Consider the following 23383-nt stretch of genomic DNA (forward strand, 5'->3'; position numbering starts at 1 on the left):
ATATATCATTTTATTAATTAAATAATTTGATATACTTTTTTATATTGATACTACTACAGCTGCAACAGAAATTAAAAATAAAAAAGCTGTTAAAGCTACTAGAAAAAAATAATGTTTTAAATCAATAATAGTAGCTTTACTCATGTCCTTTTTGTGTACATAAACTTTTATCGTTTCTCCTTCCATGCAATGCATTTTAAACATATGCTTTTTTGCGTCGCTATTCTCCGTGTACTCATACAGTTTGCCTTTTACATTATATTTATATGTTATTCTTGCTGTTGGTACTTTAGTTTTTATTCCTACAACCTCATACTTTACGTCAACAACCTTTCCTTTAACCTCTATTCCAAACTTAAAAAGAAGATAATTACGTAATGTATAAACAAACGCTAGGAAGGACAAAGCACAAACTACAACTATCATATATTTTTATTTTTTCAGCAAATCATTTCCTATCCTACAACTCAAACACCTTGTATTTACACAATAATTATTTTTCAGTTCTAATAAAGCTTGAGATTTAAAAGCATTTTTTGCCTTAATTTTTAACTCAGCAAATTTATTTATAATTGAATTTTTTTCAGGGTGTAATTGTTGTATCAATTTTAACAAACCTTCTTCATTAACCTCTCCTCTGTCCTGTTCATAAACAAACTTTAAAGGAATAATTGTATTAATAATCAACAAGTCAATAAATGATTTTGTAAGTCTTTTAACTGATTTCTTTGATTCTGACTCAAATGTATAATGTGTTTTCCAAAACTCATTTACTTCAATTGTAAATAAATTATAAAAATCCTCTATTCTATTTACATCCATTAAACTTGAAAACAAACTTTGATATTTGTTATATAAAGCCCCTAATTGTGCTATTCTAACCGTAGGAAAGTTATTCGGTCTCATTCTAAAAAACTGAAACCTATGCTTAGCCATTGCTCTTAACCTATGCTTGTGCTGTAGGTAAGTATATTCTTTTTGTAATTGTTGATAATAGCTATCTTCTACTTCATCATCTAAAAATCCAGCTTGTCCAAATAATAAAGCCAATAATTGCTCTTCATCGAATCGTACTTTACGTAACACTGAAAAATCAAACGATTGTGCTAGTTCTAGAAAAGCCGCTCCATTAACTTTCAATCCGAAATTCTTAGCCAATAACTTAAACAACACCGCTTCATAATCATTATTTGATTTTTGCAGCAGCTCTTTTATTACAACCGATTTATTCTCTAATCGTTCAAAGTACAAACGCTCTAACCAGTTATTTAATAAAAAAGAATTGATTTCTCCTATTTCTTTTTCACAAGGAATCCATCGTTGTTCTTTTAAAAACAACTTTCTATAATTTGCCAATACATCTTCCTGAACAAATCTTTGTAATTCTACCGTTGGTAATGGATGGTTATTTTTCATAAACACGTTTGTATCGTGCTCCCACACAACGTGCAAAATAACCGCATCGTAATTCTTATCCTTTTCATGATGATGTGCATACCAATCTGATGATTTTATGTGAATTTCAACATTCCCTACCCATAACTGATCATCAATCTTTAATTTTGAGTTTAAAAAATCTGGTCCTGAATTCGTATTATAACTTCCTGAATCTAGAACTTCAACGACTCCTCCTTTTACTGATGTTAAGTTTGCTTTGTTAAATAATTTGTATTGCCACAAAAAGTGTAAAAATTCTTCTTTCATACGCTTTCTTTTTCACTTTCAATGTACAAAATATTTCTATGATACTATCAATATTAATTATTCAAAGTATTTTTAGGCAACTTTTTATTCCTCTATTTTTGTCAAGAAATTTATCTTATAAAAATCAATAAGCTAAATCTTGAAATATTTTAACCCTCGGTTATCGAGTAAAAATTAAACCACATGAATAGTATAGAAAATTTACAATGGCGTTACGCTGTTAAAAAATTTGACGAGCATAAATTTCTTTCCGAAGAACAAATTAATATTTTAAAAGAAGCTTTTAACTTAACAGCCACTTCTTATGGGTTACAACCTGTAAAAATGGTAGTAATTAAAAATAAAGGTTTACAACAACAATTAGTTGCACATTCTTGGAATCAGCATCAAGTTGCTCAAGCTTCACATTTATTAGTATTATGCATTCCAAAAGAGTTAACCTCTGAGCATGTAGAGAGCTACTTTAAATTAGTAAAAGACATACGAAATACACCAGACGAAATTTTAAATCCTTTTAAGGAGTATTTAACAAACGACATTGATAATAAATCTCCAGAAGTATTATTTCATTGGATGAAGAATCAAGCTTATATTGCTTTAGGAAATCTAATGACTGTTGCTGCCAACGAAAAAATTGATAGCTGTCCTATGGAAGGTTTTGTTCCTGAAAAGTATGATGAAATTTTAGGGTTAGACACTTATAACTTACAATCTGTTTTAGTACTACCTGTTGGTTTTAGAGCAGAAGATGACTACATGAAAGACTTGAAAAAAGTTCGTAGAAAAACCGAAGAAGTGGTTATTGAGCTTTCTTAGACAATGCTAATTATGAATTACGAATGATAATTTTAGTACATTCGTAATTCATAATTTAACTATATGCAACCATTACATATACTACTCCTTATTTTAGCTTATTTTGGTGTATTAATTCTTATCTCATACATCACAGGTAAATCAGCAAACAACCAAACATTTTTTAAAGCAAATAACTCCTCACCTTGGTATTTAGTTGCCTTTGGTATGATTGGCGCATCGCTTTCAGGAGTAACTTTTATCTCAGTTCCAGGTTGGGTTGAAGGTGATAAAATGAGTTATATGCAAATGGTACTTGGGTATGTAGTAGGTTATGCCGTTATTGGACTCATATTACTTCCTCTTTATTATCGGTTAAATTTAACCTCAATTTATACTTATTTAGAAGGACGTTTCGGTAGGCATTCATATAAAACAGGTGCCTCATTTTTCTTACTCTCAAGAACTGTTGGTGCTGCCTTTCGTTTGTTTTTAGTAGCAAATGTATTACAGTTAATTTTATTTGATGCTTATGGAATTCCGTTTTGGGTAACAGTAACCATTACTATTTTACTTATTTGGTTATATACTTTTAAAGGAGGAATTAAAACTATTGTATGGACAGACACTTTACAAACGTTGTTTATGCTGATTGCTGTTGGTGTATGTATTGTGATGATAAAAGACGAAATGCAAATAGATAATTTATTTTCGTACGTAGCAGATAATAGCTTATCAAAAACCTTCTTTTTTGATGATGTAAAAGCAGGAAATTATTTCTGGAAGCAGTTTTTTTCTGGAGCTTTTATTTCAATTGTGATGACAGGTTTGGATCAAGACATGATGCAAAAAAACTTAACCTGCCGCAACTTAAAAGATGCTCAAAAAAATATGTTTTGGTTTACCATCGTGTTGGTAATTGTAAACTTTTTCTTTTTAGCTTTAGGTATTTTATTAACAGATTATGCTACAGCAAATGAACTTAACGCTCACAAAGACAACTTATTTCCTACCATAGCTATGAGTGGCGATTTAGGTATAGCTACTTCCCTATTCTTCCTACTTGGTTTAATTGCAGCAGCCTACTCTAGTGCCGATAGTGCTTTAACATCGTTAACCACTTCATTTAGTATCGATATTCTTGAAATTGACAAGAAAGAAAACGAAGAAGAAAAAGAGAAAATACGAAAGAAAATCCATGTACTTTTCTCTTTTATTCTAGTCGCTACTATATTAATTTTTAAATATTTTATTGCTAATGAGAGTGTAATTGCTAAAATATTCCAATTTGCTGGTTACACTTACGGACCGTTACTCGGTTTATATGCTTTCGGGCTGTTTACTAAACTAAACATAAAAGATAAGTTAGTTCCTATCATTTGTTTAATTGCTCCTATTTTAACTTATATCATTAGTTTTTATAGCAAAGAAAAACTCGGGTTTGACTTTGGATTCTTTGTATTAATTTTAAACGGGTTCTTAACTTTCTTAGGATTATTAGCTATTAAAACATCAAAAAATGTCTAAAAAAGGGAAAGCTAAAAATACCGTTAACAAAGCGAAGCATACTCGCTTAATGAAACAAAAGGAGAATAAACTTCGTTTAGAAAAACAACGCACTAAGGAACGTTTAAAAGCAATTATTAAAAAAGTAAACGAACAAAAAGAAAATGACAGCTCAACAAATAATTAAAAAGTTTGACTTAACGGAACACCCTGAAGGTGGTTTTTATAAAGAAACCTATAGAAGTAAGGGGATTATTAAAAATGACCAACTAAGTTCAAATTTTAAAGGAGACAGAAATTACAGTACGTGTATTTATTTTTTATTGACTTCTGAAAAATTCTCTGCTTTTCATAAAATTAATCAAGATGAAATTTGGCATTTTTATAAAGGGAGTACTTTAAAGCTACATATGATTTCTCCAGAAGGAGACTATTCTTTTGTTCTTATAGGAAATAACATAGAAAATGATGAACAGCCACAATTTGTGGTTCCTGCTCGTTATTGGTTTGCCGCTGAAGTAAGTGAAGAAAACTCGTATGCTTTTACTGGTTGTACCGTTGCTCCTGGATTTGATTTTAAGGATTTTGTTTTACCTAGAAGAGAAGAACTCATACAATTATTTCCACAACATAAAGAAATCGTAACAAAATTAACTCACATTTAATGTTTCTTTTCATAAAGAAAAGCTATTTTTATTCCCTTTATTAAACAAATTAAATTACCATTATGAACAAGAAATTTTTATTATCAATTGCTTTTACTATTCTAATATCTTCTTTGGGGTTTTCTCAAAAAATAAAATTAAAAAAAGGAAAAGTACTAGTAGACGGAAAAGAAATTTTAAAATATGAAAAAAGAGGTCTTGGTACCGAAATAACTTTTTACTCTCTTATTAATGATAACGAAGTTGCAGATATGAAAATAGAAGATAACGGAACTCTTCATTTTCAAGACGATGATTATAGAAAAATGTTTTTCTCTGAAGATGAAATAAAAATTGAAACTAGTAGCTTCAATGGGAGAGGATGGAAATATGTTATAAAACAATTATTAAAAAGTAAAGTTCTTAACATAAAAGGAGAAATAGATTATGAAAGACTTAAGAAGTTTGCTAAAAAACATGATGAAAACATAACTAATAGAACTGTACGATTCTAAATTTAAAAAAACCTGAGTTATAACTCAGGTTTTTTCTTTTAAGCATTATCTACTATTACATAAACGCTATTTGCAGCCCCATCAATACAAATATTACTCCTGATACTTTGTTCAGTCTTACACCTATTTTTTCGTTCTCTTTTATTTTTGTTGAAAATAATCCCGCAAACGATGTTAAAACTAAATACCAAACAGTAGTCATTACCGCATAAATAACTCCCATTATTATAAAAGGAACTGGATTCTCTATTTCTGTTGGGCTTATAAACTGAGGAAAGAATGCTATAAAGAATAATGCAACTTTCGGATTTAATATATTTGTAACAAATCCTGACGCAAAACTACTTTTTGCTGAATTTTTCTTCTGTTCCTCATTCGTTTCTGTTATCAAACCTTTTTTTGACATCACTTTTACTACACCTAAATAAATTAAGTAAGCCGCTCCTAAATATTTAATCAATGCAAAAAACAATACTGATTTAGCTACCATAATTGACAAACCCAATGCTCCAAACAACGTATGCACTAAAGCACCAGTATTTAAGCCAAAACTAGTATATACACCAGACCTTCGTCCTTGACTAATTGACTTGTTAATTAAAAAAACGGTTTCTATTCCTGGTGTTAACACAAAAAGAATAGTTGCTACTAAAAATGCGATAAAATTCTCAATTCCCATTTCTTTACTTTTTAAAAATGATTACAAAGTTTTTTTATGCAAAGCAACTGCGGTTCTCTTTATTAAAAAATACTTATTTTTGACCAATTAATGCAAAAAACGCATTAAAATGACATTTCAACAGATTCGATATTTTTTAACTCTAGCAGAAGAGTTACATTTCTGGAAAACAGCAGAGAAAGTTTATACTTCTCAATCGTCGTTAAGTAGACAAATTCAATCTTTAGAAGAAGAGTTGGGTATAACCTTGTTTGAGCGAGATAAGAGAAATGTAAAGCTTACTGAGGCTGGTGTATTCCTTAAGAAAAAGTGGGACGTTTTACTAGACGAGTTTGATCGCACACATCAGCATGCTAAAAAAATAGATGAAGGTTCTTCCGGACTTGTTAGTATCGCTTACCCTGGCTCTATCTCATACAACTATTTACCAGAGTTACTCAAAATATTTTCAGAAGAGAAACCTGATTTAAAAGTAGAACTTATGGAGCCTACTGATATTACTCTTGAAAAACTTCTTTCTAGTTATCAAATAGACTTTGCTTTTAGTCGAAATGAAGTTTTAAATACTTCTATTTTATCTGAAAGACTCTATGCAGAACCTGTTTGTCTTGTGGTTCCAAAAGATCATTGGATAACAGAAGATTCTTTTGTAGATTTGAGGGATGTAAAAGACGAAAAGTTTATTCTTTCAGGCTTACACCATACCACCTATTTTTCTTCATTACTTCGTAATATTTTTAACACTTATAGTTTTGAGCCTCAAACTCATATTGAATCCGATTTTGGAAGTATGATTTTAAATTTAATTGGTAGAGGTTTAGGTATTTCTATTTTACCTTATTCGTACCAGTTTTCTTTAAACACAAATCTTCGTTTTATCACACTACCAGAAAATACTGAACTATATATTAATTGGCGTAAAAACGACAATAGAAAAATCATTAAAAATGTGATTGAATATTCCGTTAAATTGGGTAAAAACTACAATAGAAAGTTCATATAAAACCAACTGACTTAAAATACCTCAACCATAAATGCTTTTTTTATTGTAAATTGTAAGGTAGAAAAAGATAATTCGTTATTAATTATATAAATAACAAACCGATGAAGAAAATAATAACTATCTTCTTTTTAATAATAGGTTTAAACACTACCTACGCCCAAAACTGGCAAACAGACTTTTCAAAAGCAAAGGAAATAGCCTCTCAAGAAAACAAACCTATCATCCTTGTTTTTCAAGGATCAGATTGGTGTATTCCCTGTATGAAATTAAACAAGGAAGTTTGGAATACTAATACTTTTAAAGAATATGCAAAAGAGTATTATGTAATGTTACAAGCAGATTTTCCTAGAAAGAAAAAAAATAAATTACCTAAAAAACAACAAAACGCAAATGCTAAACTGTTTGAAACCTACAATAAAAAAGGATTCTTCCCCTTTGTTGTTGTATTAAACAAAGATGGAAGAGTATTGGGTGAAACAGGGTATAAAAAAATGACTCCAATATCATATATCGACGAATTAAATGCTTTCATTAAATAAATTAGTAATCTTTTTTCTACTTTTTGTAGTAGTTACTGGTTATGCTCAACAAACATATCAGCGTACACTCAAACTTATGGGAAGTCGTTTTGATATTACCGTGGTTGCTAATGATTCTATTCAAGGACACAATTATATTGATACTGCTATATTGGAAATTACAAGAATTGAAAAATTAATCTCTTCATGGGATGCAAATTCACAAACTTCTAAAATCAATAAAGATGCAGGTATTAAACCTGTTGTTGTTGATACCGAACTTTTTGAACTTATTAAAAGGGCAATCTCTATTTCCAAACTGACAGATGGTGCCTTTGATATTAGTTATGCTTCAATGGATCGTATTTGGAAGTTTGATGGTAGTATGACAGAGATGCCTACAATAAATAAAATTAATGCTTCTGTAGCGAAAGTGGGATTTCAAAATATTGTACTTAACAAAGACAAAAACACCGTTTTTTTAAAAAAGAAAGGAATGAAAATTGGCTTTGGTGCTATAGGAAAAGGGTATGCCGCTGATAAAGCTAAAGCTCTTCTCATCTCAAAAGGAGTTTCTGCGGGGATTATAAATGCTTCTGGAGATATGAATACTTGGGGAAACCAACCTAATGGAAAACCTTGGACAGTAGCAATCACTAATCCTATGAATAAAAATAAGGTCTTTGCACTCTTCCCTTTAATTAATAACGCTGTAGTTACTTCTGGAAATTATGAAAAATTCGTAAATTTAAACGGAAAACGATACACACACATTATTGATCCTAGAACCGGATATCCTTCTAGTGGAATTATTAGTGTTACTGTTTTTGCTCCTAAAGCGGAGTTAGCAGATGCGTTAGCTACATCTATTTTTGTGATGGGAAAAGAGGTTGGTTTAAATCGTATTAATCAATTACCAAAAGTTGAATGTATTATTATTGATGAAAAAGGTAACATTTCAACTTCAAACAATATAACAATAGAGAAAATATGAGAAATATAATATTTCTGTTTATTGGAATTTTCTTCTGTACAAGTTGTGTAGTTGTAAAAGAATATGAAAAAATAAACATTAACGATCCTGATATGGCGCTTATCGATAAGAATTGTGATCGCTATGTAACCACTATGCATTCCTATAGAGAAGCTGCTTCTGGTGCAAGTGGAGGTAGAACTGGAGGAGGTTGCGGCTGTAACTAGTGTACTATTTTACTAAACAATACTAACTCAATTGTAAATTGAAATATCTTTTATCTATAAGTCTTTTATTTGTATCACTTTATAGTTTTTCTCAACAAGTTAGAGATTCTACCAAAGTGTACAAAAAACGTGTCTTGGAAACTACTGAAGTAGACTTTTTAACAAGTTATTATAGTCAAAATGGAGATAATGCAGCAGTGACAGGTGGTAAAGGTACTGAAGAGTTAACCGATATTACCGCTGACATCATAGTTTCTATTCCTTTAAACGATGACGATGTACTTACTTTAGACACAGGTATTTCTGCCTACACCTCAGCTTCTTCAAGTAACGTAAATCCTTTTGACAAAAGCACTCCTGCCAGCCCTTTTCAAGCATCTACAGGAGCCTCAAGAACGGATTTATGGTTTAATTTCACAGGAAGCTATAGCCATAGTTCTGATGACAGAAACCAAATTTGGACAGCAAAGGCATCGGTTTCTTCAGAGTTTGATTACTCCTCAATAGGTTTCGGTGGAAGTTATACGAGACTTTTTAATGAAAAAAATACTGAACTTAATATTAGTGCTAATATATACTTAGATACTTGGAAGACTATTTACCCTTATGAATTAAGACCTTTTTCTGATGGTGGAGATGGATTAGGCGACGGGTTATTTGCTCAATATACGATTATTGGCAACCCTAATTACAATCCTATTTTTAATGAGTTTTCTGACAAAAACAGGAATTCTTATTCCTTTGGAATAGGTTTTTCTCAAATTCTACATAAAAACATACAAGGCTCTTTAGCTTTTGACCTTATTAAGCAAAGTGGTTTACTTTCTACCCCTTTCCAAAGAGTTTATTTTAGTGATATAGACGACTCGTTTATTGAAAATTTTCACTTAGCAGATGCCAACGAAAAACTTCCCAGCAACAGACTTAAAATTGCCTTAGGTGGTAGACTAAATTGGTACTTAAACGAATTACTTACAGTACGAACTTTTTATCGTTATTATTTTGACGATTGGGGTATCCATTCTCACACAGCTAGTATTGAAGTACCAATAAAAATTACAGATAAATTTACACTATACCCTTCATACCGATTTTATAATCAAACTGCGGCAGATTATTTTGCTGCTTATGAAGAACATTTATCTACAAGCAAGTTCTACACCTCAGACTTTGATCTTTCTGAATATTCTGCTAACCAATTTGGCTTTGGTGTTTCTTACAGAGATATATTTTCAAAAGCACATATATGGAAATTTGGTCTCAAAAGTATTGACTTAAAATATTATAAATACGACAGAAACTCAACTTTTAATTCTGGAATTCTTACAGCTGGGTTTAAATTTATTATGGATTAGTAAAAAACACTCTTCTATAAAATTTATTTAAACCTTAAATCGTAAGAAACACCTAGTGTATACAATAAAAAATACTCTCCGCGGTCAAAACTCTTTTCTTCTCGTAAAATATTTACTGAGGTTTTCCATGCGTGCTTCTTATTAGAAGAAGTAAATGCATATTCACCACTTATTTTTTGTGTTTTTAAATCAAAAACCACTACTTGTTCTGTATTTACAGGAAATCTATCTATTTCTGGAGAGAACCCTGCCCCTATTGCAACACCAAAGTAATTATCAGCATCACTATAATATCTACGATACGTTAGTGTAACGGATTTACTTGTCCCATTATCATTAGGTGTAAAATAAGGTCTTAATGACCAATAACTATTTCCTGTATACCATCCTATGGATCCTGTATAAATAGTTGTTGTTTCAGAAAATTTCAAACCTCTAAAACCTAAAGAAACTTCTAAACCAAGTGGTAGCGACTTATACAATTCTGCTCCATAACGTACCTTAGGAAATAAACTAGAGTTTGAAAAGCCTGCACTCACATATGCATATAAACCATCTGTTATTCTTGGATATAAGTCCACTTCATATTGTATATTATCAGTATCAAAACGTCTTGAGTAGTTTATTTTAGCTATAATACTACCATATTTTGTTTGTCTTGTATAATTAAGTGTGCTGTAGTGAGATGCATCTCTTTCTTTTTTATGGTATAAAACTGTTGAATAACTCAATCCAACGCTATTAAAACGCAATGTATTGGTTAAGCTTTCTTGGTAAGAAATTGCATCAGAATTGTTAGCATCAATACTAATTATTTTATCTAGGGTTATTAAAGCTTCTTCTGGGTTCTGTAATTTCTCTTCCGACTTTGCCTTTAGATAAAGTAAATCTGTATCGTCTGGAAAATATGACAATGCTTTTTTCACCAAATCATTTGCTTTATATGGTAGCGAAGCATACAGTTCATTTTTAATTGTTGCCACCCAATCATTTTTTCTTTTAGGGTCTTTTTGTAATACATATTCAAATTCTTTTCTAGCTTCTTTATAGTTTCCATCCCAAGAATAGGTGCTTGCTAAAAAGGAACGTACATCTAAGTAATTTGGGTGTTTTGTTAAGATAAACCGTAACGTATCTTGCGCTTCCTTTCGTTGCTTATTAAAAGCCATTTCTCTTGCTTTTTCAAAAGCTGTGTCTGGGTTACCTTGAAATACTTTCTGCTGTGAGAAAACAGAACACACAAACAAAGTTAACAGTATACTAAAGTTATACTTTATACCTTTTAGGATCATTCTTTTAATACTTTTTCTAATTCTACGTACTCTTTATTGTCCGGATATATAGTTAAGAGGCTATCCATAATTTTTAATGCCTGTTTTTTTTGTTGTAATCGTTGATGTGCCTTCGCTAGCTTAAAACTTATATCTGGATTTTTAATTTCATTTACATAAGCTTCTTTGGCTACAATTATACTTTTACTTTCTTGACCTGACCACCAATATAAATCCAACAAAGCAGCATAAGCATCATCATAAAACGGATGCCTTTCAACTGCATTTAACAACAATTTTTCTGCTTCTTTATAGTTTCCATCCCAAGACAATGTCCTGCCTTTTAAAATTCTTGCATCTGCATGATTTGGCATGTTGTTTAAAATAAAATCACAAAGTAATCTTGCGCCTACTCTATCTCCATCAAAAGCTTTTGATCTTGCTATTAAGAACACCTCATCAAATGTTTTACTTTCTGTTATTCCTCTTATTATTTTTTGTTCTTCTTCTGTAAACGGAACCTTTTCCTGCTTTTTTTCATAGATTACACTTGGATAAATTTTATCCTGCTCAGTTACATATTTATTAATTGCTTTAAACTCTTCAAAAGACTTTTTTACCTCTTTCAATATTTTTTCATTGTTAATTTTACGAGTTTCAAAAGTGCTATCTATCTTATACAAATCACCATCAGAAAATAAATATTCACCATAAATAAAGTCTTTTAAACCTCCTTTATAACGCATTAACCCTATTTTATGAATATTTCTAAAACTCCTTGTAGTATCTAAACCTGTTCCTAACCAAGCGGTTTGTTTTAGTGATTCAAACGCATAATTATTCGTTAAAAAGGAATAAATACTCGGAGTAACATCTAAATGAGAAGAAATTGATTTAAAACGCTGTGCTTTTTTTAACATGGGACTGTATATTAGCAACGGAACGTGAAATCTACATAACTTGTCTTTTTGTTCTATCGGAATTAATCTGTGGTCACCCGTAATCACAAAAATTGTATTATTAAAATCTTCTCTTTGCTTATAACTCTCTATAAAGTTTTTTAAAGAGTTATCACTATAAAGTAGCGTTGCATAAATTTCTTTTTTACTTTCTATTTCTTTTTTAGAAACTCCAAAAGTTTGTGATGTTTTTAATATACTATCTACCTTATTTTCATAAGTATTTTTTTCAGGAAATACAAAAGGTTCATGATTACTAAGTGTTGCTATCACATCTAATCTAGGTTCCTTTTTGTCTTTTAGTGTGCTTACTACTTTTTTAAACATTTCTTCATCTGGATACCCCCAAGAAAAACCATCAACTCCTCCTGTTTTCACATATGAAGGTCCATATTTGTTTTCATCAACAATAAAATCGACATTGTTGTACTCTAAAAAGTTGACGATTTTATCAAAGCTGGATTGGGTTCCTGTATAATATGATGTTGTATACCCATTTGCTTTTAATATATTAAATAACGATAGGTGTGCTGGTGTGTTTTTTAGTTCTAAAAAACCTGTATCTCCAAAAGGTAGTGATCCAAGTAGTGAAGGTAATACCCCAAAGGTTCGTCCAGTGTTACTAACAAAATTCTCCCAATACAACGATTGTTGTATTAGGTTATCTAAATAGGGCGTAAATCCACTATATGAATTACCATCTACAAATTCAGTTCCTACTCCTTCCATTACAATAACAACTATATTGGGCTTTTTCAATGTTCTATTAAAAAAAGGTCCTAATACATCTTTTGTTTCTTCAGATGATTTTAAAAGAGGATACTCATCTGCTTCTTCAGGCTGATAATTATGTGTCTGTAATTTATCTAATTTAAATTTTAAAATATCTGTTGCTAAAAAACTGATCTTATTTTGATATTTGGCTTCATTAAATTCTGAACTAAAAAGCCTTAATAGTGCTGCCACTATTAGCAACCCTAAAATCGTTTTAAGAAAAAAGTTTTCTGGTATTTTCTTCTTGAATAGATATACAAGCACTAAAAACAATAAAGGAATAATTAAGAAAAGTAAATAATTAACGATAGAAAACGATTCGGAAGATGCAACAGTTTTGTAAATATCGTTATACGAATAACCTAAAAGATCTGCTCCTAAATTCAACAAGGTGGTTGCACTATACTTGACTAAAGAAAATTCTCCAATAACAAGAAGCACCCCTAAAGCTATAACTATTATTTCTGCTATTTTTTTACTCCCTAGCCCTATTAAATAATATATAGGCAAAAATAACACCCCCATTATTACAGCTGTTGTAAAAGCGTGTAACAGCTTATACATAACAAGTTTTATAACATAAATTACTGTATGTGTTTCTTTAAAACTAGCAAAAACCTCTACTACACCTAGTAACCAAAACATTACTAGTAATGCTGCAAGTACTTTTAAATATGTTAATAGGCTTTTTCTCATAGTCATTTATTACTCAATCCTTTTCTTGTCATTTTTCCCCATTTAAGCTTTTTATTAAAATAGTAGTCTTTATTTCCTTTTAAGGCAGCATATAAGACAACTGGATGTAGAAGAAATGGCTCAATAAAAGCTGATTTTATTAACTGAAATCCTACTCCCTTTTTTTTATATTGATGGAAGCTAAATTCTTCTGAAAAAATCGCTAATAAAGTGTAGATTACTGAAGAAAAATAGGCTGCTAAGAAAAATCCAAGTACATAATTCCAATGAACACTTCCTATAAAAAGTAATACTGTAAAGTATATAATTCCTAATACTTCAATTATAGGTGCCATTCGTTCAAAAAGAAACCAATAAGGGAAACTTAACATTCCTAAAACCCTGTATTTTGGGTTAAACCCTATTACTCGATGTGTTTTTAATGTTTCTATTGTTCCTCTCGTCCATCTGTTACGTTGTGAAATAAATGTTTTATAACTTTCTGGGGCTTCCGTCCAACATAGAGGATCTGGAATATAGGCTACTTTATATTTTTTGTTTTGTTCTTCCATATACCTACGCATTCGAACAACAATTTCCATATCTTCTCCAACAGTTTCCGTACTATACCCTCCTACTTTAATGGCTATATTTTTATCAAACATTCCAAACGCTCCTGAAATCACCAACAATCCGTTTAATTTACTCCATGCCATTCTACCTAATAAAAAAGACCGTAAGTATTCTAGTATTTGTAACCTTACTAAGGTTACTTTTGGGTAATTTATATCTATTAGCTTCCCGTTTTTTATAATACATGAGTTAGCTATTCTTATGACTCCTCCTGAAGCAATTACTTTCCTGTCTGTGTACTCTAAAAAAGGTTTTATCATTTTTTGTAATGAATCTTCCATTAACAAGCAGTCTACATCAATACAAGCCACATAATCATTCTTACTAATGTTTAGCCCTACATTAAGTGCATCTGCTTTTCCTCCATTTTCTTTATCAACTACAATAAGTCTTTCAAATGCTGGATTTTTAGACTTAAAAACTCCTGCTCTTATTGGCTTGGTTTTAATACGCTCATTAATTAGGTATTGTACTTTTTCTAGATTATAAGCTTTGATTAATTTTTCTAAACTATCATCTGTACTACCGTCATTTACTATAATTACGTCATAGTCTGCATAGTGTGTGGAAAGTAACGATCTTACATTCTCTACAATATTTAAACTTTCATTATAGGCTGGAGCTATAATTGAAATCCCAGGGGCTAATCTTGATGATAATATGTCTTTGTAATTAACAAAGCTATTTTTTCGTAAATACGAAATTGTTTCTTTTCTAGAATAAACAGCCAATATTCCATAGCATACTAAAACCAAAAATGAGTATCCTAAAAATAAAAAGTGAATAACCAGTAATATGTAATATGCAACGTTTGAAGTATCCATAATTTTCTTTTTTCCTTAAGGTGTATTTTCTAAAAAATCAATAACCTTAAAATTTCCTAGCTTACTTATTTCATCTTTAATGCCTGTAAATTTGGGAGCATCTATTTGTTTTAAAATTTTTAAGGCTAACACCTTTATTTCAAAAACTTCACTGGTAACATGTTTTAATACAAAAGACTCTTCTTCTTTTGCCCCCATATTTTCTAACAATTCAAACACTGCTATTTGTTCTTTTACCGTTAGAGTTTCATAAGTTTTAATTAGCAATTCTTTCGCCTCTATTATATATAGATAGTTTAAAACATTAATTGTTTTTAGACGAATCTCACTATTTTCATGTTGTATTAATTGTAGTAGTTCTTCTTGTGTTTCTCTTAAACCATAAACTCTCACTAATTCAAGAGCTAACAATACAACGTAATCATTTTTAGAACTTAACCATTTTCCTGCATCAGGTGTTTCTTGTGATTTTATACCTTGTAAGGCATCTAGAATTCCTATTCGATCCCAAATGGAAATTGAAGTTTTTAAGTTCCCTAAGAATTCAAGTCCTTTAAAACCAAATAAATTGATAAAGTATAAATATGCTTGCCTACGAACCTCCATTTTAGAATGATTAATGCACTTCGCTACTTCGTTTTGGACTTCTAATACTTTAAATCTTCTTAAATCTCTAATTCCTATTGCAACTATATGCCATTTACTACTTTTTAGTTTAGATAAGGCTCGTTGGTCTAACCCTAACTTTTTATATAACTGATTAATAACATCAATCATATTACCAGAAACTTCTCCTTTTAATTTTAAAAGTGTATTGACAAATACCTTTCTATTTATACTAGTTGTTAAAGTGTGCTTAATGTTTAAGATAAGTTTTTCTTGATCACTATTAAGTCCTTTGTTATCTTCATATGCATACAGATAATCCACAATGGATATTTCGTACTTTTCGCTTTCACTTTTAATATATGCTTCTCTTTTTCTTAAACGAAACCTTACCACTTTTAAAAAAAGGACAAGACTTAGTAAAACAAAAAAGAAGACTGTAGCAAGTATCCAGATTATTTTGGCAATAGACGGAAGATCTTTTAAAAAAGAATCGATAAATTGAGGGGGGACCATAAAGTTGAGGGATAAATTTATTTTACATAAGCATTCGTTTTACCCTTATCACCAACTCATTAGGCATTAATGGTTTTACCATAAAATCATTAGCACCTAAATTAAACGCTTGTGTTACCATTTCTTCTTGACCTGAAGCCGAAAAAACAAGAATAGGGACATCCATTTTTAATACATTTCTAACATGACTTATAACTTCCAAACCAGAAAGGTAATCCATCATTATATCGGTTAAAATCAAATCGGGTTGATGAGTTTCTATGAGTTCAATTGCTTTTTTTCCATCTTCAGCAACAAACAACTCATAACCTTCCTTTTCTAATTTCAATTTAATTAATAATAAAAACACTGAGTTGTCCTCAGCTATAACAATTTTCTTTTCCTTACCCATTAAATTATTATTTACATACTTTTTTTACTAATTTTATAGAAAAATCACACTTAATACTCAAATATAACAAAAATATGCTAGTTTAACTACTTAATTACCTGTATTAAAACCGTGTTTAAAAAACTGTCCCCCCATGTTAAAAAACAATTGTTTTCATAGTGAAATTGTTGATTTAGATTTTCTAAACAGGAATCTTTCTGATGATATTGATTTATATGTTGAGATGATTTCTGTCTTCTTAACAGAAAGTAAGAAGAAGATTACCACTCTAAAAAAAGCTAGTGATGAAGAAGATTTTACTTTAATTAAAGAAGTCGCTCATTTTTTAAAGTCCTCCTTTACCATTATGGGGCTAAAATCAAAAAAATTACTCATTGAAATTGAAGAATTAAGCTCCCAATCAAAAAACATTAAAAGAGTCAAATCACTCATAAATTCAGTTATAGATAATTACAACGAAAGTATTATTGAATACGAAAGAATGCTCTCTTGCTTTTCAAAAAACAATAATTAACCTACTTACAGAGTCCCTCACTACATGAAATCACAAAAACTTAAATACATAAGTTACTTGTTTACTTATTTAGTATTGTTCTTTAGCATTTTTACTATGCTTGAATGGATTTTTCACAAACAAATCATATTTACAATTAATGAAAATGGAGCTACAACCAAATTTAATACTGCCCTATTGTTTTTTCTATCTACAATAAGCTTAATAATTAGTAGAAAAAAGCAAAGAAAATATAGAAAACCTTTCTTTATCTTCACTTACACAGTACTACTTATCAGTACTCTAACCCTTATAGAATATATCTTTAGAGTAAACCTATATATAGATAACCTATTTATAAAAGATACCTTAACAATAGTTAACCCAGGTAGAATGTCTGAAGCCACAGCAGTGTGTTTTATCTTTTTTGCTATTGGGCTCACAGGTTTAAAATCAACTAATAGAGCTTATATAGCCACTACTCAACACGTTGCTCTTGTAACCTCAGTAATTTCATTAATTACTATTCTTTATTTTATTTTAAGATTTCCTATAGACTCTAAGATTGTTTTTTTCAAAACTATGTCTGTTCAAACAGCAATATCTTTTGTTTTCATTTCATCTTTATTAATATTCAAATCTTATAACATAGGTTTTAAAGAAACCATTTTAGGAAATAGTGACGGTAGTAAATCTCTTCAAAGACTATTACCTTTTATCATCCTTATTCCATTTTTTTTAAGCTTTTTCATGTTAACTCTAATAAATGAAAAAATTATTGGTGCTCAATCAGGTATTATTGTCTATACTTTAGTTTTAATTCTCTCTGGTTTTTTATACACTTACATCGTTTCTATTGGGTTAAATAAGTCTGATTATCTTAGAAAAGCCCTAGAAAAAAACTTAATTAATAAAAATTCAGAGTTATTACAGTTTAAAGAAGCTTTAGATAAAATAGCTATTGTTGCTATTACTGATGAGAACACTTTTATTAAATATGTAAACGATAAGTTTTGTGAAATTTCTAAATATTCAAGAGAAGAAATTATAGGAAGTACAAACGAGATTGTTCGTTCTGATTATCATCCGGATTCTTTTTTTACGGAAGCCTGGTTAACTGTATCTTCTGGTCAACCTTGGTTTGGCGAAGTAAAAAACAGAGCTAAAGATGGTTCTTTATACTGGACAGAAACCGCTATTGTACCTCTAAAGAAAAAAACCAATTATATTAGAGAATATATGGCTATTCAGCTAGACATTACAAAGCGTAAAGAGGCAGAAGAGTTACTTGCTTCTAAATATGTAAAAACCTTAGAGCAAAAAAACCAAGAGTTAGAGCAGTTTAGTTACATTACTTCTCACGATTTACAGGAACCTTTAAGAACTATTTCATCCTTTTCTGAAATACTTTATGATGAATATCATGATCAATTAGATAGCAATGCGAAACAACTTTTTCTTTTTATAAAAAAAGCTACCCATAGAATGAGTAGTTTGATTAAAAACTTATTAGATTATTCTCGATTAGGTCGCCAAAGAGAAATATCAAAGGTAAACTGCAATCTCTTAGTTAACGATATTATAGATGATTTAAACAGTACTATTAAACAAAGTAAAGCAACCATTAAACAAAGTAATTTACCTATTATAAATGCCTATCCTATTGAACTTAGGTTGTTGTTTCAAAACCTTATTAGTAATGCTATAAAATTCTCTAAAAAAGACGTTTCTCCTCAAATTTCTATTAAAGCAAAAAAGAAAGATCATGCTTGGAAGTTTTATGTAAAAGACAATGGCATTGGAATACCTGAGCAATTTCAGAAAAAGATTTTTTCAATCTTTCAACGTCTACATACAGAAAATGAATATGAAGGTACTGGAATTGGTCTTGCACATTGCCAAAAAATTGTAGGAATGCATGGAGGAGAAATTGGAGTTAAATCAAAACCTGGAAAAGGAAGTACCTTTTTCTTTACAATACCAAACCAATAATTATGAAAAAACTACACACTATTTTATTAATCGATGACGATCCCGCAACCAACTTTCTTCATAAATTAATTATAGAAAAAGAAAATTGTTCCGAGCACGTCGTATGCAAACAAAGTGCTGAAGAAGCTCTTGTGTATTTAAAATCTAAAATTGAAAACAATTCTCCTCATCCAGAACTTATCTTTTTGGATATTAATATGCCTAAAATGAATGGATGGGATTTCTTGGAAGAATATAAAAAGTTCGATAAAAATAGACAAGCTAAAAAGATTGTTATTATGCTTACTACATCATTAGATCCTAACGATAAAGAAAAAGCTAAATCTATTGGTCAAATAAATGAGTTTCAATCAAAACCTTTAACTTCAGAAAAACTAAAAAGCATATTAGTGTCTAATTTCCCTAATATTTTTAATCATTCCTAAAAGAAAAAATCCCAGAAAACTTAATGTTTACTGGGATTCTATAAAATTATTTCTAAAAACTATTGGTCAATCGAACCTAAAACACGTTTCATAAAGTTATTTAACGCTTCTTTTTTAGGTGTTCCGTCTTTAATCATTTTATCAACTTCAATTGCTCCGTACATATTAGAGATTAACTCTCCTATCACGTCTAATTCTTCGTCTTTTAACGATGGAACTTCCGTTAAGGCTTCAAGAGTTTCAATAGTTTCTAGTACGTAATCTCGATCGTTTTCTTCAATAAATGAAGTTAAGTGTTTAATTACAGGTAGTTTCATAATTAAGCTACTTCGTTTACTAAATCTTTCAACACATCAAACTTGTTAGTTTGAGTTTGATTTACAAATTTACCATCAATAAAAGTAGCAAAAGTAGGTAAGTTACTTACATCAGCAAGTTTTCTACTCTCTGGAAACTTCTCTGCATCTGCAATTACAAAAACCATATCTTCATTTTCAGAAGATAATTTTTTAAATTTAGGTTTCATTATACGACAGTTACCACACCATGTAGCTGAAAACTGTACCACTACTTTTTTATTACCTGCAACAACCTCTGATAAATTGTCTTGACTCAATTCTTGTACCATAGTCTTTTATATTATCTATTTCGAAAGGAGCTCGTGCTCGACCCCTTCACTTATCTCACACGAACTTGTTTCCTTTCTTAAATTATATTTTAGATTGCAGCTAAGTACTCTGCAGTAGCTTTAGCGTTTGCTTGCATTGCTTCTTTACCTTCTTCCCAGTTTGCTGGACAAACCTCACCTTTTTCTTGTACGTGAGTGTAAGCATCAACTAAACGTAAATATTCGTTTACGTTACGACCTACTGGCATGTGGTTGATTCCTTCATGGAATACAGTTCCTTCTTCATCAATTAAATATGTAGCTCTATACGTTACATTATCTCCTTCAACTTGTACAGTTCCTGTAGCTTCATCATAAGTTTCGTTAGAGATGTCTAAGATACCTAAAATAGATGACAAATTACGATTACTATCAGCTAATAATGGGTAAGTAATACCTTCAATACCTCCGTTGTCTTTTGATTGGCTTAACCAAGCAAAGTGTACTTCTGGAGTATCACAAGAAGCTCCGATTACAATAGTATTTCTTTTTTCAAATTCTGGTAATGCAGCTTGAAAAGCGTGTAATTCAGTTGGACAAACGAAAGTAAAGTCTTTCGGATACCAAAATAACAACACTTTTTTCTTGTTTTTAACTGCCTCTTCTAATACATTTAATTTAAACGTATCACCCATTTCATTCATTGCATCTACGTTTAAACTTGGGAATTTTTTTCCTACTGCTGTAGCCATTTTATAATTTTTTATTGATTAATAATTTTTTACGAGCACAAATGTATTTCGTTTCCTACCATTTAAAGAGTGAAACTAAAAATATTTTTTTATTACATTATAAGAATTATCAATACTACCAAAACAACAAAATCAATAAACAAAATACCATTTTAAAAACCAACAACTTACAAAACAAAAAAAACATACAATAAGAAAATATTATATCAAAATAAAAAATATAGATAAAAATTATCCGTAGTTTTATTGTAAATTTGAACGTATTCTAACCTAAAAAAAATATAAATATGAAAGATTTACACTCACACTCTTCTAGTAAAAATGGAAAGTGTCCTTTTTCTCAAGGTGCTAATACTGAAATACATGATAATGTTATGGAATGGTGGCCTAAATCATTGAATTTAGACATTCTACACCAACATGACACCAAAACCAATCCTTTAGGAGAAAATTTTAATTATGCTGAAGAATTTAAAAAATTAGATTTAGAAGCTGTTAAAAACGACCTTAAAGACTTAATGACGGATAGCCAAGATTGGTGGCCTGCCGACTGGGGACATTATGGAGGTTTAATGATTCGTATGGCGTGGCACGCTGCAGGTACTTATAGAGTTGCTGATGGTAGAGGTGGTAGTAATACAGGTAATCAACGGTTTGCTCCTTTAAATAGTTGGCCTGATAATGGTAATTTAGATAAAGCTAGACGTTTGTTATGGCCTATCAAGAAAAAATATGGTAACAAACTGTCTTGGGCAGACCTTATTATTTTAGCAGGAAACATGGCTTATGAATCTATGGGATTCAAAACATTTGGTTTTGCTGGAGGACGTGAAGATATTTGGCATCCTGAAAAAGATATTTATTGGGGTACTGAAAAAGAATGGTTAGCTCCTACCGAAAATCGATATGGTAGTGACCAAGATCGTGAATCACTTGAAAACCCACTTGCTGCCGTTCAAATGGGATTAATATATGTAAACCCTGAAGGTGTAGACGGAAAACCTGATCCGCTAAGAACTGCACAAGATGTAAGAGAGACCTTCAAGCGAATGGCAATGAACGATGAAGAAACCGTTGCTTTGACAGCTGGTGGGCACACCGTAGGAAAAGCTCATGGTAATGGTGATGCAGATGCTTTAGGTCAAAGTCCTGAAGGAGCTGAAATTCACAATCAAGGTTTTGGTTGGATGAACCCTAAAGGAAACGGGAATGCAGCAGATACTGTTACCAGTGGTTTGGAAGGTGCTTGGACAACTACCCCTGACAGATGGAATCATACCTATTTTCATTTATTATTAAATCATGAGTGGGAATTAAAAAAGAGTCCTGCTGGTGCTTGGCAATGGGAACCTGTTAACATGGATGATGCTGACAAACCTACCGACGCCCACAACCCGAATATCAAAAGAAATCCTATCATGACTGATGCGGATATGGCGATGAAAATGGATCCTGAATACAGAAAAATATCTGAAAAATTCTACAAAGATCCAGCCTATTTCGCTGACACTTTTGCTCGTGCTTGGTTTAAGTTAACACACCGTGATTTAGGACCTAACACGCGTTATTTAGGTACTGATGCTCCAACAGAAACTCTTATCTGGCAAGATCCTGTTCCTACTGTTGACTATACTTTAAGCGAAACTGAAATTGAAGAACTAAAAGAAAAACTATTAAATAGCGGACTTACTCGTACTGAATTAATCAATACTGCTTGGGATAGTGCTAGAACTTTTAGACATTCTGACTTTAGAGGTGGTGCTAATGGGGCACGTATTCGTTTAGCTCCTCAAAAAGACTGGGAAGGAAACGAACCTACAAGATTGAAGAAAGTATTAGATAAACTCGCTGAAATTCAATCAGGATTAAGCAAGAAAGTAAGTATGGCTGATTTGATTGTTTTAGGAGGTAGTGCTGCTATTGAAAAAGCCGCTCAAGAAGGTGGTGTCAACATTAAAGTTCCTTTTACTCCTGGAAGAGGTGATGCAACCGCTGAAATGACAGATGCTGAATCTTTTGATGTTTTAGAGCCTTTACATGACGGATATAGAAACTGGCAAAAGAAAGATTATGTGGTAAAACCTGAAGAATTATTATTAGACAGAACACAACTTATGGGCTTAACCGCTCCTGAAATGACTGTTTTAGTTGGAGGAATGCGTGTATTAGGAACCAACCACGGAGGAACTAAACATGGTGTATTTACAGAAAACGAAGGGGTATTAAGTAACGACTTCTTTGTAAACCTTACTGATATGAAATACTCTTGGAAACCTGCAGGAGAAAATCTATACAACATTATTGATCGTAAGACTGGAAATACTAAATGGACAGCAACTAGAGCTGATTTAATTTTTGGTTCAAATTCAATTTTACGTTCCTATTCTGAAGTGTACGCACAAGACGACAACAAAGAAAAGTTTGTTAAAGATTTCGTAGCTGCTTGGACTAAAGTAATGAATGCTGATAGATACGATTTAAATTAAAACAAGTATAATCAAAAAAAAGAAGAGCAAATTGCTCTTCTTTTTTTTATAAAGTATTTA

The 23383-nt window shown here is 30.9% G+C and carries 25 protein-coding genes; 14 read left to right on the forward strand and 11 right to left on the reverse strand.

What is annotated here, in order from left to right:
- Positions 1-39 precede the first annotated feature (39 nt).
- Together ACKTTR_RS12175 and ACKTTR_RS12180 are read right to left on the reverse strand one after the other, a co-directional pair.
- Entirely contained in the window at positions 40-426 is a 387-nt protein-coding gene (locus ACKTTR_RS12175) for a DUF3592 domain-containing protein (RefSeq protein ID WP_408028107.1), read from the reverse strand.
- Positions 427-432: 6 nt separating this feature from the next.
- Complete coding sequence (locus ACKTTR_RS12180; protein ID WP_408028108.1) at positions 433-1704, reverse strand: DUF2851 family protein; 1272 nt, start codon at positions 1702-1704, stop codon at positions 433-435.
- A 183-nt stretch (positions 1705-1887) separates the two neighbouring features.
- Between ACKTTR_RS12180 and ACKTTR_RS12185 the strand changes: the two genes are divergently transcribed.
- The 5 genes from ACKTTR_RS12185 to ACKTTR_RS12205 all read left to right on the forward strand — a co-directional run bounded on the left by ACKTTR_RS12185 (position 1888) and on the right by ACKTTR_RS12205 (position 5164).
- Positions 1888-2520, forward strand: a complete 633-nt coding sequence (locus ACKTTR_RS12185) for an NAD(P)H-dependent oxidoreductase (RefSeq protein WP_408028109.1) — start codon at positions 1888-1890, stop codon at positions 2518-2520.
- Between the two features lie 63 nt (positions 2521-2583).
- A complete protein-coding gene (locus ACKTTR_RS12190; protein WP_408028110.1) occupies positions 2584-4026 on the forward strand; it encodes a sodium:solute symporter in 1443 nt (480 codons plus the stop codon).
- Complete coding sequence (locus tag ACKTTR_RS12195; RefSeq protein ID WP_408028111.1) at positions 4019-4192, forward strand: hypothetical protein; 174 nt, start codon at positions 4019-4021, stop codon at positions 4190-4192. The genes ACKTTR_RS12190 and ACKTTR_RS12195 overlap by 8 nt, the downstream gene beginning before the upstream one ends.
- Positions 4170-4670 (forward strand): cupin domain-containing protein, encoded by a 501-nt coding sequence (locus tag ACKTTR_RS12200; RefSeq protein ID WP_408028112.1) that lies wholly within the window; start codon positions 4170-4172, stop codon positions 4668-4670. Before ACKTTR_RS12195 ends, ACKTTR_RS12200 begins: the two co-directional genes overlap by 23 nt.
- A gap of 62 nt (positions 4671-4732) precedes the next feature.
- Positions 4733-5164, forward strand: coding sequence for a hypothetical protein (locus ACKTTR_RS12205; RefSeq protein WP_408028113.1), 432 nt, complete (start codon positions 4733-4735; stop codon positions 5162-5164).
- A 55-nt stretch (positions 5165-5219) separates the two neighbouring features.
- Here ACKTTR_RS12205 and ACKTTR_RS12210 read toward each other — a convergent pair whose 3' ends face one another.
- Positions 5220-5843 carry a LysE family translocator gene (locus ACKTTR_RS12210; RefSeq protein ID WP_408028114.1) on the reverse strand — a complete coding sequence of 208 codons (624 nt, stop codon included), beginning with the start codon at positions 5841-5843 and terminating at the stop codon, positions 5220-5222.
- 109 nt (positions 5844-5952) lie between these two features.
- Here ACKTTR_RS12210 and ACKTTR_RS12215 point away from each other — a divergent pair, with 109 nt between their 5' ends.
- The 5 genes from ACKTTR_RS12215 (at position 5953) to ACKTTR_RS12235 (ending at position 9919) form a co-directional block, all read left to right on the forward strand.
- Positions 5953-6846 (forward strand): LysR family transcriptional regulator, encoded by an 894-nt coding sequence (locus ACKTTR_RS12215; RefSeq protein ID WP_408028115.1) that lies wholly within the window; start codon positions 5953-5955, stop codon positions 6844-6846.
- A gap of 101 nt (positions 6847-6947) precedes the next feature.
- On the forward strand, positions 6948-7385 hold the full coding sequence (locus ACKTTR_RS12220; protein WP_408028116.1) for a thioredoxin family protein: 438 nt from the start codon (positions 6948-6950) through the stop codon (positions 7383-7385).
- On the forward strand, positions 7369-8358 hold the full coding sequence (locus ACKTTR_RS12225; protein ID WP_408028117.1) for an FAD:protein FMN transferase: 990 nt from the start codon (positions 7369-7371) through the stop codon (positions 8356-8358). Before ACKTTR_RS12220 ends, ACKTTR_RS12225 begins: the two co-directional genes overlap by 17 nt.
- Positions 8355-8564 carry a DUF4266 domain-containing protein gene (locus ACKTTR_RS12230; protein ID WP_408028118.1) on the forward strand — a complete coding sequence of 70 codons (210 nt, stop codon included), beginning with the start codon at positions 8355-8357 and terminating at the stop codon, positions 8562-8564. The genes ACKTTR_RS12225 and ACKTTR_RS12230 overlap by 4 nt, the downstream gene beginning before the upstream one ends.
- A gap of 56 nt (positions 8565-8620) precedes the next feature.
- Positions 8621-9919, forward strand: coding sequence for a DUF3570 domain-containing protein (locus tag ACKTTR_RS12235; RefSeq protein ID WP_408028734.1), 1299 nt, complete (start codon positions 8621-8623; stop codon positions 9917-9919).
- 23 nt (positions 9920-9942) lie between these two features.
- On the opposite strand, the gene ACKTTR_RS12240 is transcribed toward ACKTTR_RS12235, so the two are convergent.
- From ACKTTR_RS12240 to ACKTTR_RS12260, 5 genes are all read right to left on the reverse strand, one after another.
- On the reverse strand, positions 9943-11088 hold the full coding sequence (locus tag ACKTTR_RS12240; RefSeq protein ID WP_408028119.1) for a YaiO family outer membrane beta-barrel protein: 1146 nt from the start codon (positions 11086-11088) through the stop codon (positions 9943-9945).
- A gap of 119 nt (positions 11089-11207) precedes the next feature.
- On the reverse strand, positions 11208-13619 hold the full coding sequence (locus ACKTTR_RS12245) for a sulfatase-like hydrolase/transferase (protein WP_408028120.1): 2412 nt from the start codon (positions 13617-13619) through the stop codon (positions 11208-11210).
- Positions 13620-13621: 2 nt separating this feature from the next.
- Positions 13622-15055, reverse strand: coding sequence for a glycosyltransferase family 2 protein (locus tag ACKTTR_RS12250; protein ID WP_408028121.1), 1434 nt, complete (start codon positions 15053-15055; stop codon positions 13622-13624).
- Between the two features lie 15 nt (positions 15056-15070).
- Positions 15071-16177 (reverse strand): HEAT repeat domain-containing protein, encoded by a 1107-nt coding sequence (locus tag ACKTTR_RS12255; protein ID WP_408028122.1) that lies wholly within the window; start codon positions 16175-16177, stop codon positions 15071-15073.
- Positions 16178-16199: 22 nt separating this feature from the next.
- Positions 16200-16568: a response regulator gene (locus ACKTTR_RS12260; protein WP_408028123.1), complete on the reverse strand. Its 369-nt coding sequence runs from the start codon at positions 16566-16568 to the stop codon at positions 16200-16202.
- Between the two features lie 133 nt (positions 16569-16701).
- On the opposite strand from ACKTTR_RS12260, the gene ACKTTR_RS12265 reads away from it, so the two are divergent.
- The 3 genes from ACKTTR_RS12265 to ACKTTR_RS12275 are packed head-to-tail and all read left to right on the forward strand — an operon-like array spanning position 16702 to position 19478.
- The gene (locus ACKTTR_RS12265; RefSeq protein ID WP_408028124.1) at positions 16702-17082 is read left to right on the forward strand and encodes an Hpt domain-containing protein; all 381 of its coding nucleotides are present in this window, start codon (positions 16702-16704) and stop codon (positions 17080-17082) included.
- A 24-nt stretch (positions 17083-17106) separates the two neighbouring features.
- Entirely contained in the window at positions 17107-19053 is a 1947-nt protein-coding gene (locus ACKTTR_RS12270; RefSeq protein WP_408028125.1) for a sensor histidine kinase, read from the forward strand.
- A 2-nt stretch (positions 19054-19055) separates the two neighbouring features.
- The gene (locus ACKTTR_RS12275) at positions 19056-19478 is read left to right on the forward strand and encodes a response regulator (RefSeq protein ID WP_408028126.1); all 423 of its coding nucleotides are present in this window, start codon (positions 19056-19058) and stop codon (positions 19476-19478) included.
- Positions 19479-19537: 59 nt separating this feature from the next.
- Here ACKTTR_RS12275 and ACKTTR_RS12280 read toward each other — a convergent pair whose 3' ends face one another.
- The 3 genes from ACKTTR_RS12280 to ACKTTR_RS12290 all read right to left on the reverse strand — a co-directional run bounded on the left by ACKTTR_RS12280 (position 19538) and on the right by ACKTTR_RS12290 (position 20837).
- A complete protein-coding gene (locus ACKTTR_RS12280; protein ID WP_408028127.1) occupies positions 19538-19795 on the reverse strand; it encodes a DUF6952 family protein in 258 nt (85 codons plus the stop codon).
- A 2-nt stretch (positions 19796-19797) separates the two neighbouring features.
- Positions 19798-20106: a thioredoxin family protein gene (locus ACKTTR_RS12285; RefSeq protein ID WP_099214027.1), complete on the reverse strand. Its 309-nt coding sequence runs from the start codon at positions 20104-20106 to the stop codon at positions 19798-19800.
- Between the two features lie 89 nt (positions 20107-20195).
- Complete coding sequence (locus ACKTTR_RS12290; RefSeq protein ID WP_121148250.1) at positions 20196-20837, reverse strand: peroxiredoxin; 642 nt, start codon at positions 20835-20837, stop codon at positions 20196-20198.
- Between the two features lie 287 nt (positions 20838-21124).
- On the opposite strand from ACKTTR_RS12290, the gene katG reads away from it, so the two are divergent.
- Positions 21125-23323, forward strand: a complete 2199-nt coding sequence (gene katG, locus ACKTTR_RS12295) for a catalase/peroxidase HPI (protein ID WP_408028128.1) — start codon at positions 21125-21127, stop codon at positions 23321-23323.
- The last annotated feature ends 60 nt before the right edge of the window (positions 23324-23383 follow it).

This window comes from Tenacibaculum litoreum, assembly GCF_964513915.1.
In the GTDB taxonomy this organism is placed as follows: domain Bacteria; phylum Bacteroidota; class Bacteroidia; order Flavobacteriales; family Flavobacteriaceae; genus Polaribacter; species Polaribacter litoreum.

Excerpts from the sequence above, each read along its gene's own strand:
- katG (WP_408028128.1), top strand. The coding sequence starts at position 21,125 with ATGAAAGATTTACACTCACACTCTTCTAGTAAAAATGGAAAGTGTCCT.
- ACKTTR_RS12240 (WP_408028119.1), bottom strand. The coding sequence starts at position 11,088 with ATGGCTTTTAATAAGCAACGAAAGGAAGCGCAAGATACGTTACGGTTT.
- ACKTTR_RS12245 (WP_408028120.1), bottom strand. The coding sequence starts at position 13,619 with ATGAGAAAAAGCCTATTAACATATTTAAAAGTACTTGCAGCATTACTA.
- ACKTTR_RS12275 (WP_408028126.1), top strand. The coding sequence starts at position 19,056 with ATGAAAAAACTACACACTATTTTATTAATCGATGACGATCCCGCAACC.
- ACKTTR_RS12280 (WP_408028127.1), bottom strand. The coding sequence starts at position 19,795 with ATGAAACTACCTGTAATTAAACACTTAACTTCATTTATTGAAGAAAAC.
- ACKTTR_RS12290 (WP_121148250.1), bottom strand. The coding sequence starts at position 20,837 with ATGGCTACAGCAGTAGGAAAAAAATTCCCAAGTTTAAACGTAGATGCA.
- ACKTTR_RS12195 (WP_408028111.1), top strand. The coding sequence starts at position 4,019 with ATGTCTAAAAAAGGGAAAGCTAAAAATACCGTTAACAAAGCGAAGCAT.
- ACKTTR_RS12270 (WP_408028125.1), top strand. The coding sequence starts at position 17,107 with ATGAAATCACAAAAACTTAAATACATAAGTTACTTGTTTACTTATTTA.
- ACKTTR_RS12230 (WP_408028118.1), top strand. The coding sequence starts at position 8,355 with ATGAGAAATATAATATTTCTGTTTATTGGAATTTTCTTCTGTACAAGT.
- ACKTTR_RS12215 (WP_408028115.1), top strand. The coding sequence starts at position 5,953 with ATGACATTTCAACAGATTCGATATTTTTTAACTCTAGCAGAAGAGTTA.
- ACKTTR_RS12285 (WP_099214027.1), bottom strand. The coding sequence starts at position 20,106 with ATGGTACAAGAATTGAGTCAAGACAATTTATCAGAGGTTGTTGCAGGT.
- ACKTTR_RS12175 (WP_408028107.1), bottom strand. The coding sequence starts at position 426 with ATGATAGTTGTAGTTTGTGCTTTGTCCTTCCTAGCGTTTGTTTATACA.
- ACKTTR_RS12265 (WP_408028124.1), top strand. The coding sequence starts at position 16,702 with ATGTTAAAAAACAATTGTTTTCATAGTGAAATTGTTGATTTAGATTTT.
- ACKTTR_RS12225 (WP_408028117.1), top strand. The coding sequence starts at position 7,369 with ATGCTTTCATTAAATAAATTAGTAATCTTTTTTCTACTTTTTGTAGTA.
- ACKTTR_RS12190 (WP_408028110.1), top strand. The coding sequence starts at position 2,584 with ATGCAACCATTACATATACTACTCCTTATTTTAGCTTATTTTGGTGTA.
- ACKTTR_RS12220 (WP_408028116.1), top strand. The coding sequence starts at position 6,948 with ATGAAGAAAATAATAACTATCTTCTTTTTAATAATAGGTTTAAACACT.
- ACKTTR_RS12200 (WP_408028112.1), top strand. The coding sequence starts at position 4,170 with ATGACAGCTCAACAAATAATTAAAAAGTTTGACTTAACGGAACACCCT.
- ACKTTR_RS12250 (WP_408028121.1), bottom strand. The coding sequence starts at position 15,055 with ATGGATACTTCAAACGTTGCATATTACATATTACTGGTTATTCACTTT.
- ACKTTR_RS12260 (WP_408028123.1), bottom strand. The coding sequence starts at position 16,568 with ATGGGTAAGGAAAAGAAAATTGTTATAGCTGAGGACAACTCAGTGTTT.
- ACKTTR_RS12185 (WP_408028109.1), top strand. The coding sequence starts at position 1,888 with ATGAATAGTATAGAAAATTTACAATGGCGTTACGCTGTTAAAAAATTT.
- ACKTTR_RS12210 (WP_408028114.1), bottom strand. The coding sequence starts at position 5,843 with ATGGGAATTGAGAATTTTATCGCATTTTTAGTAGCAACTATTCTTTTT.
- ACKTTR_RS12255 (WP_408028122.1), bottom strand. The coding sequence starts at position 16,177 with ATGGTCCCCCCTCAATTTATCGATTCTTTTTTAAAAGATCTTCCGTCT.
- ACKTTR_RS12205 (WP_408028113.1), top strand. The coding sequence starts at position 4,733 with ATGAACAAGAAATTTTTATTATCAATTGCTTTTACTATTCTAATATCT.
- ACKTTR_RS12180 (WP_408028108.1), bottom strand. The coding sequence starts at position 1,704 with ATGAAAGAAGAATTTTTACACTTTTTGTGGCAATACAAATTATTTAAC.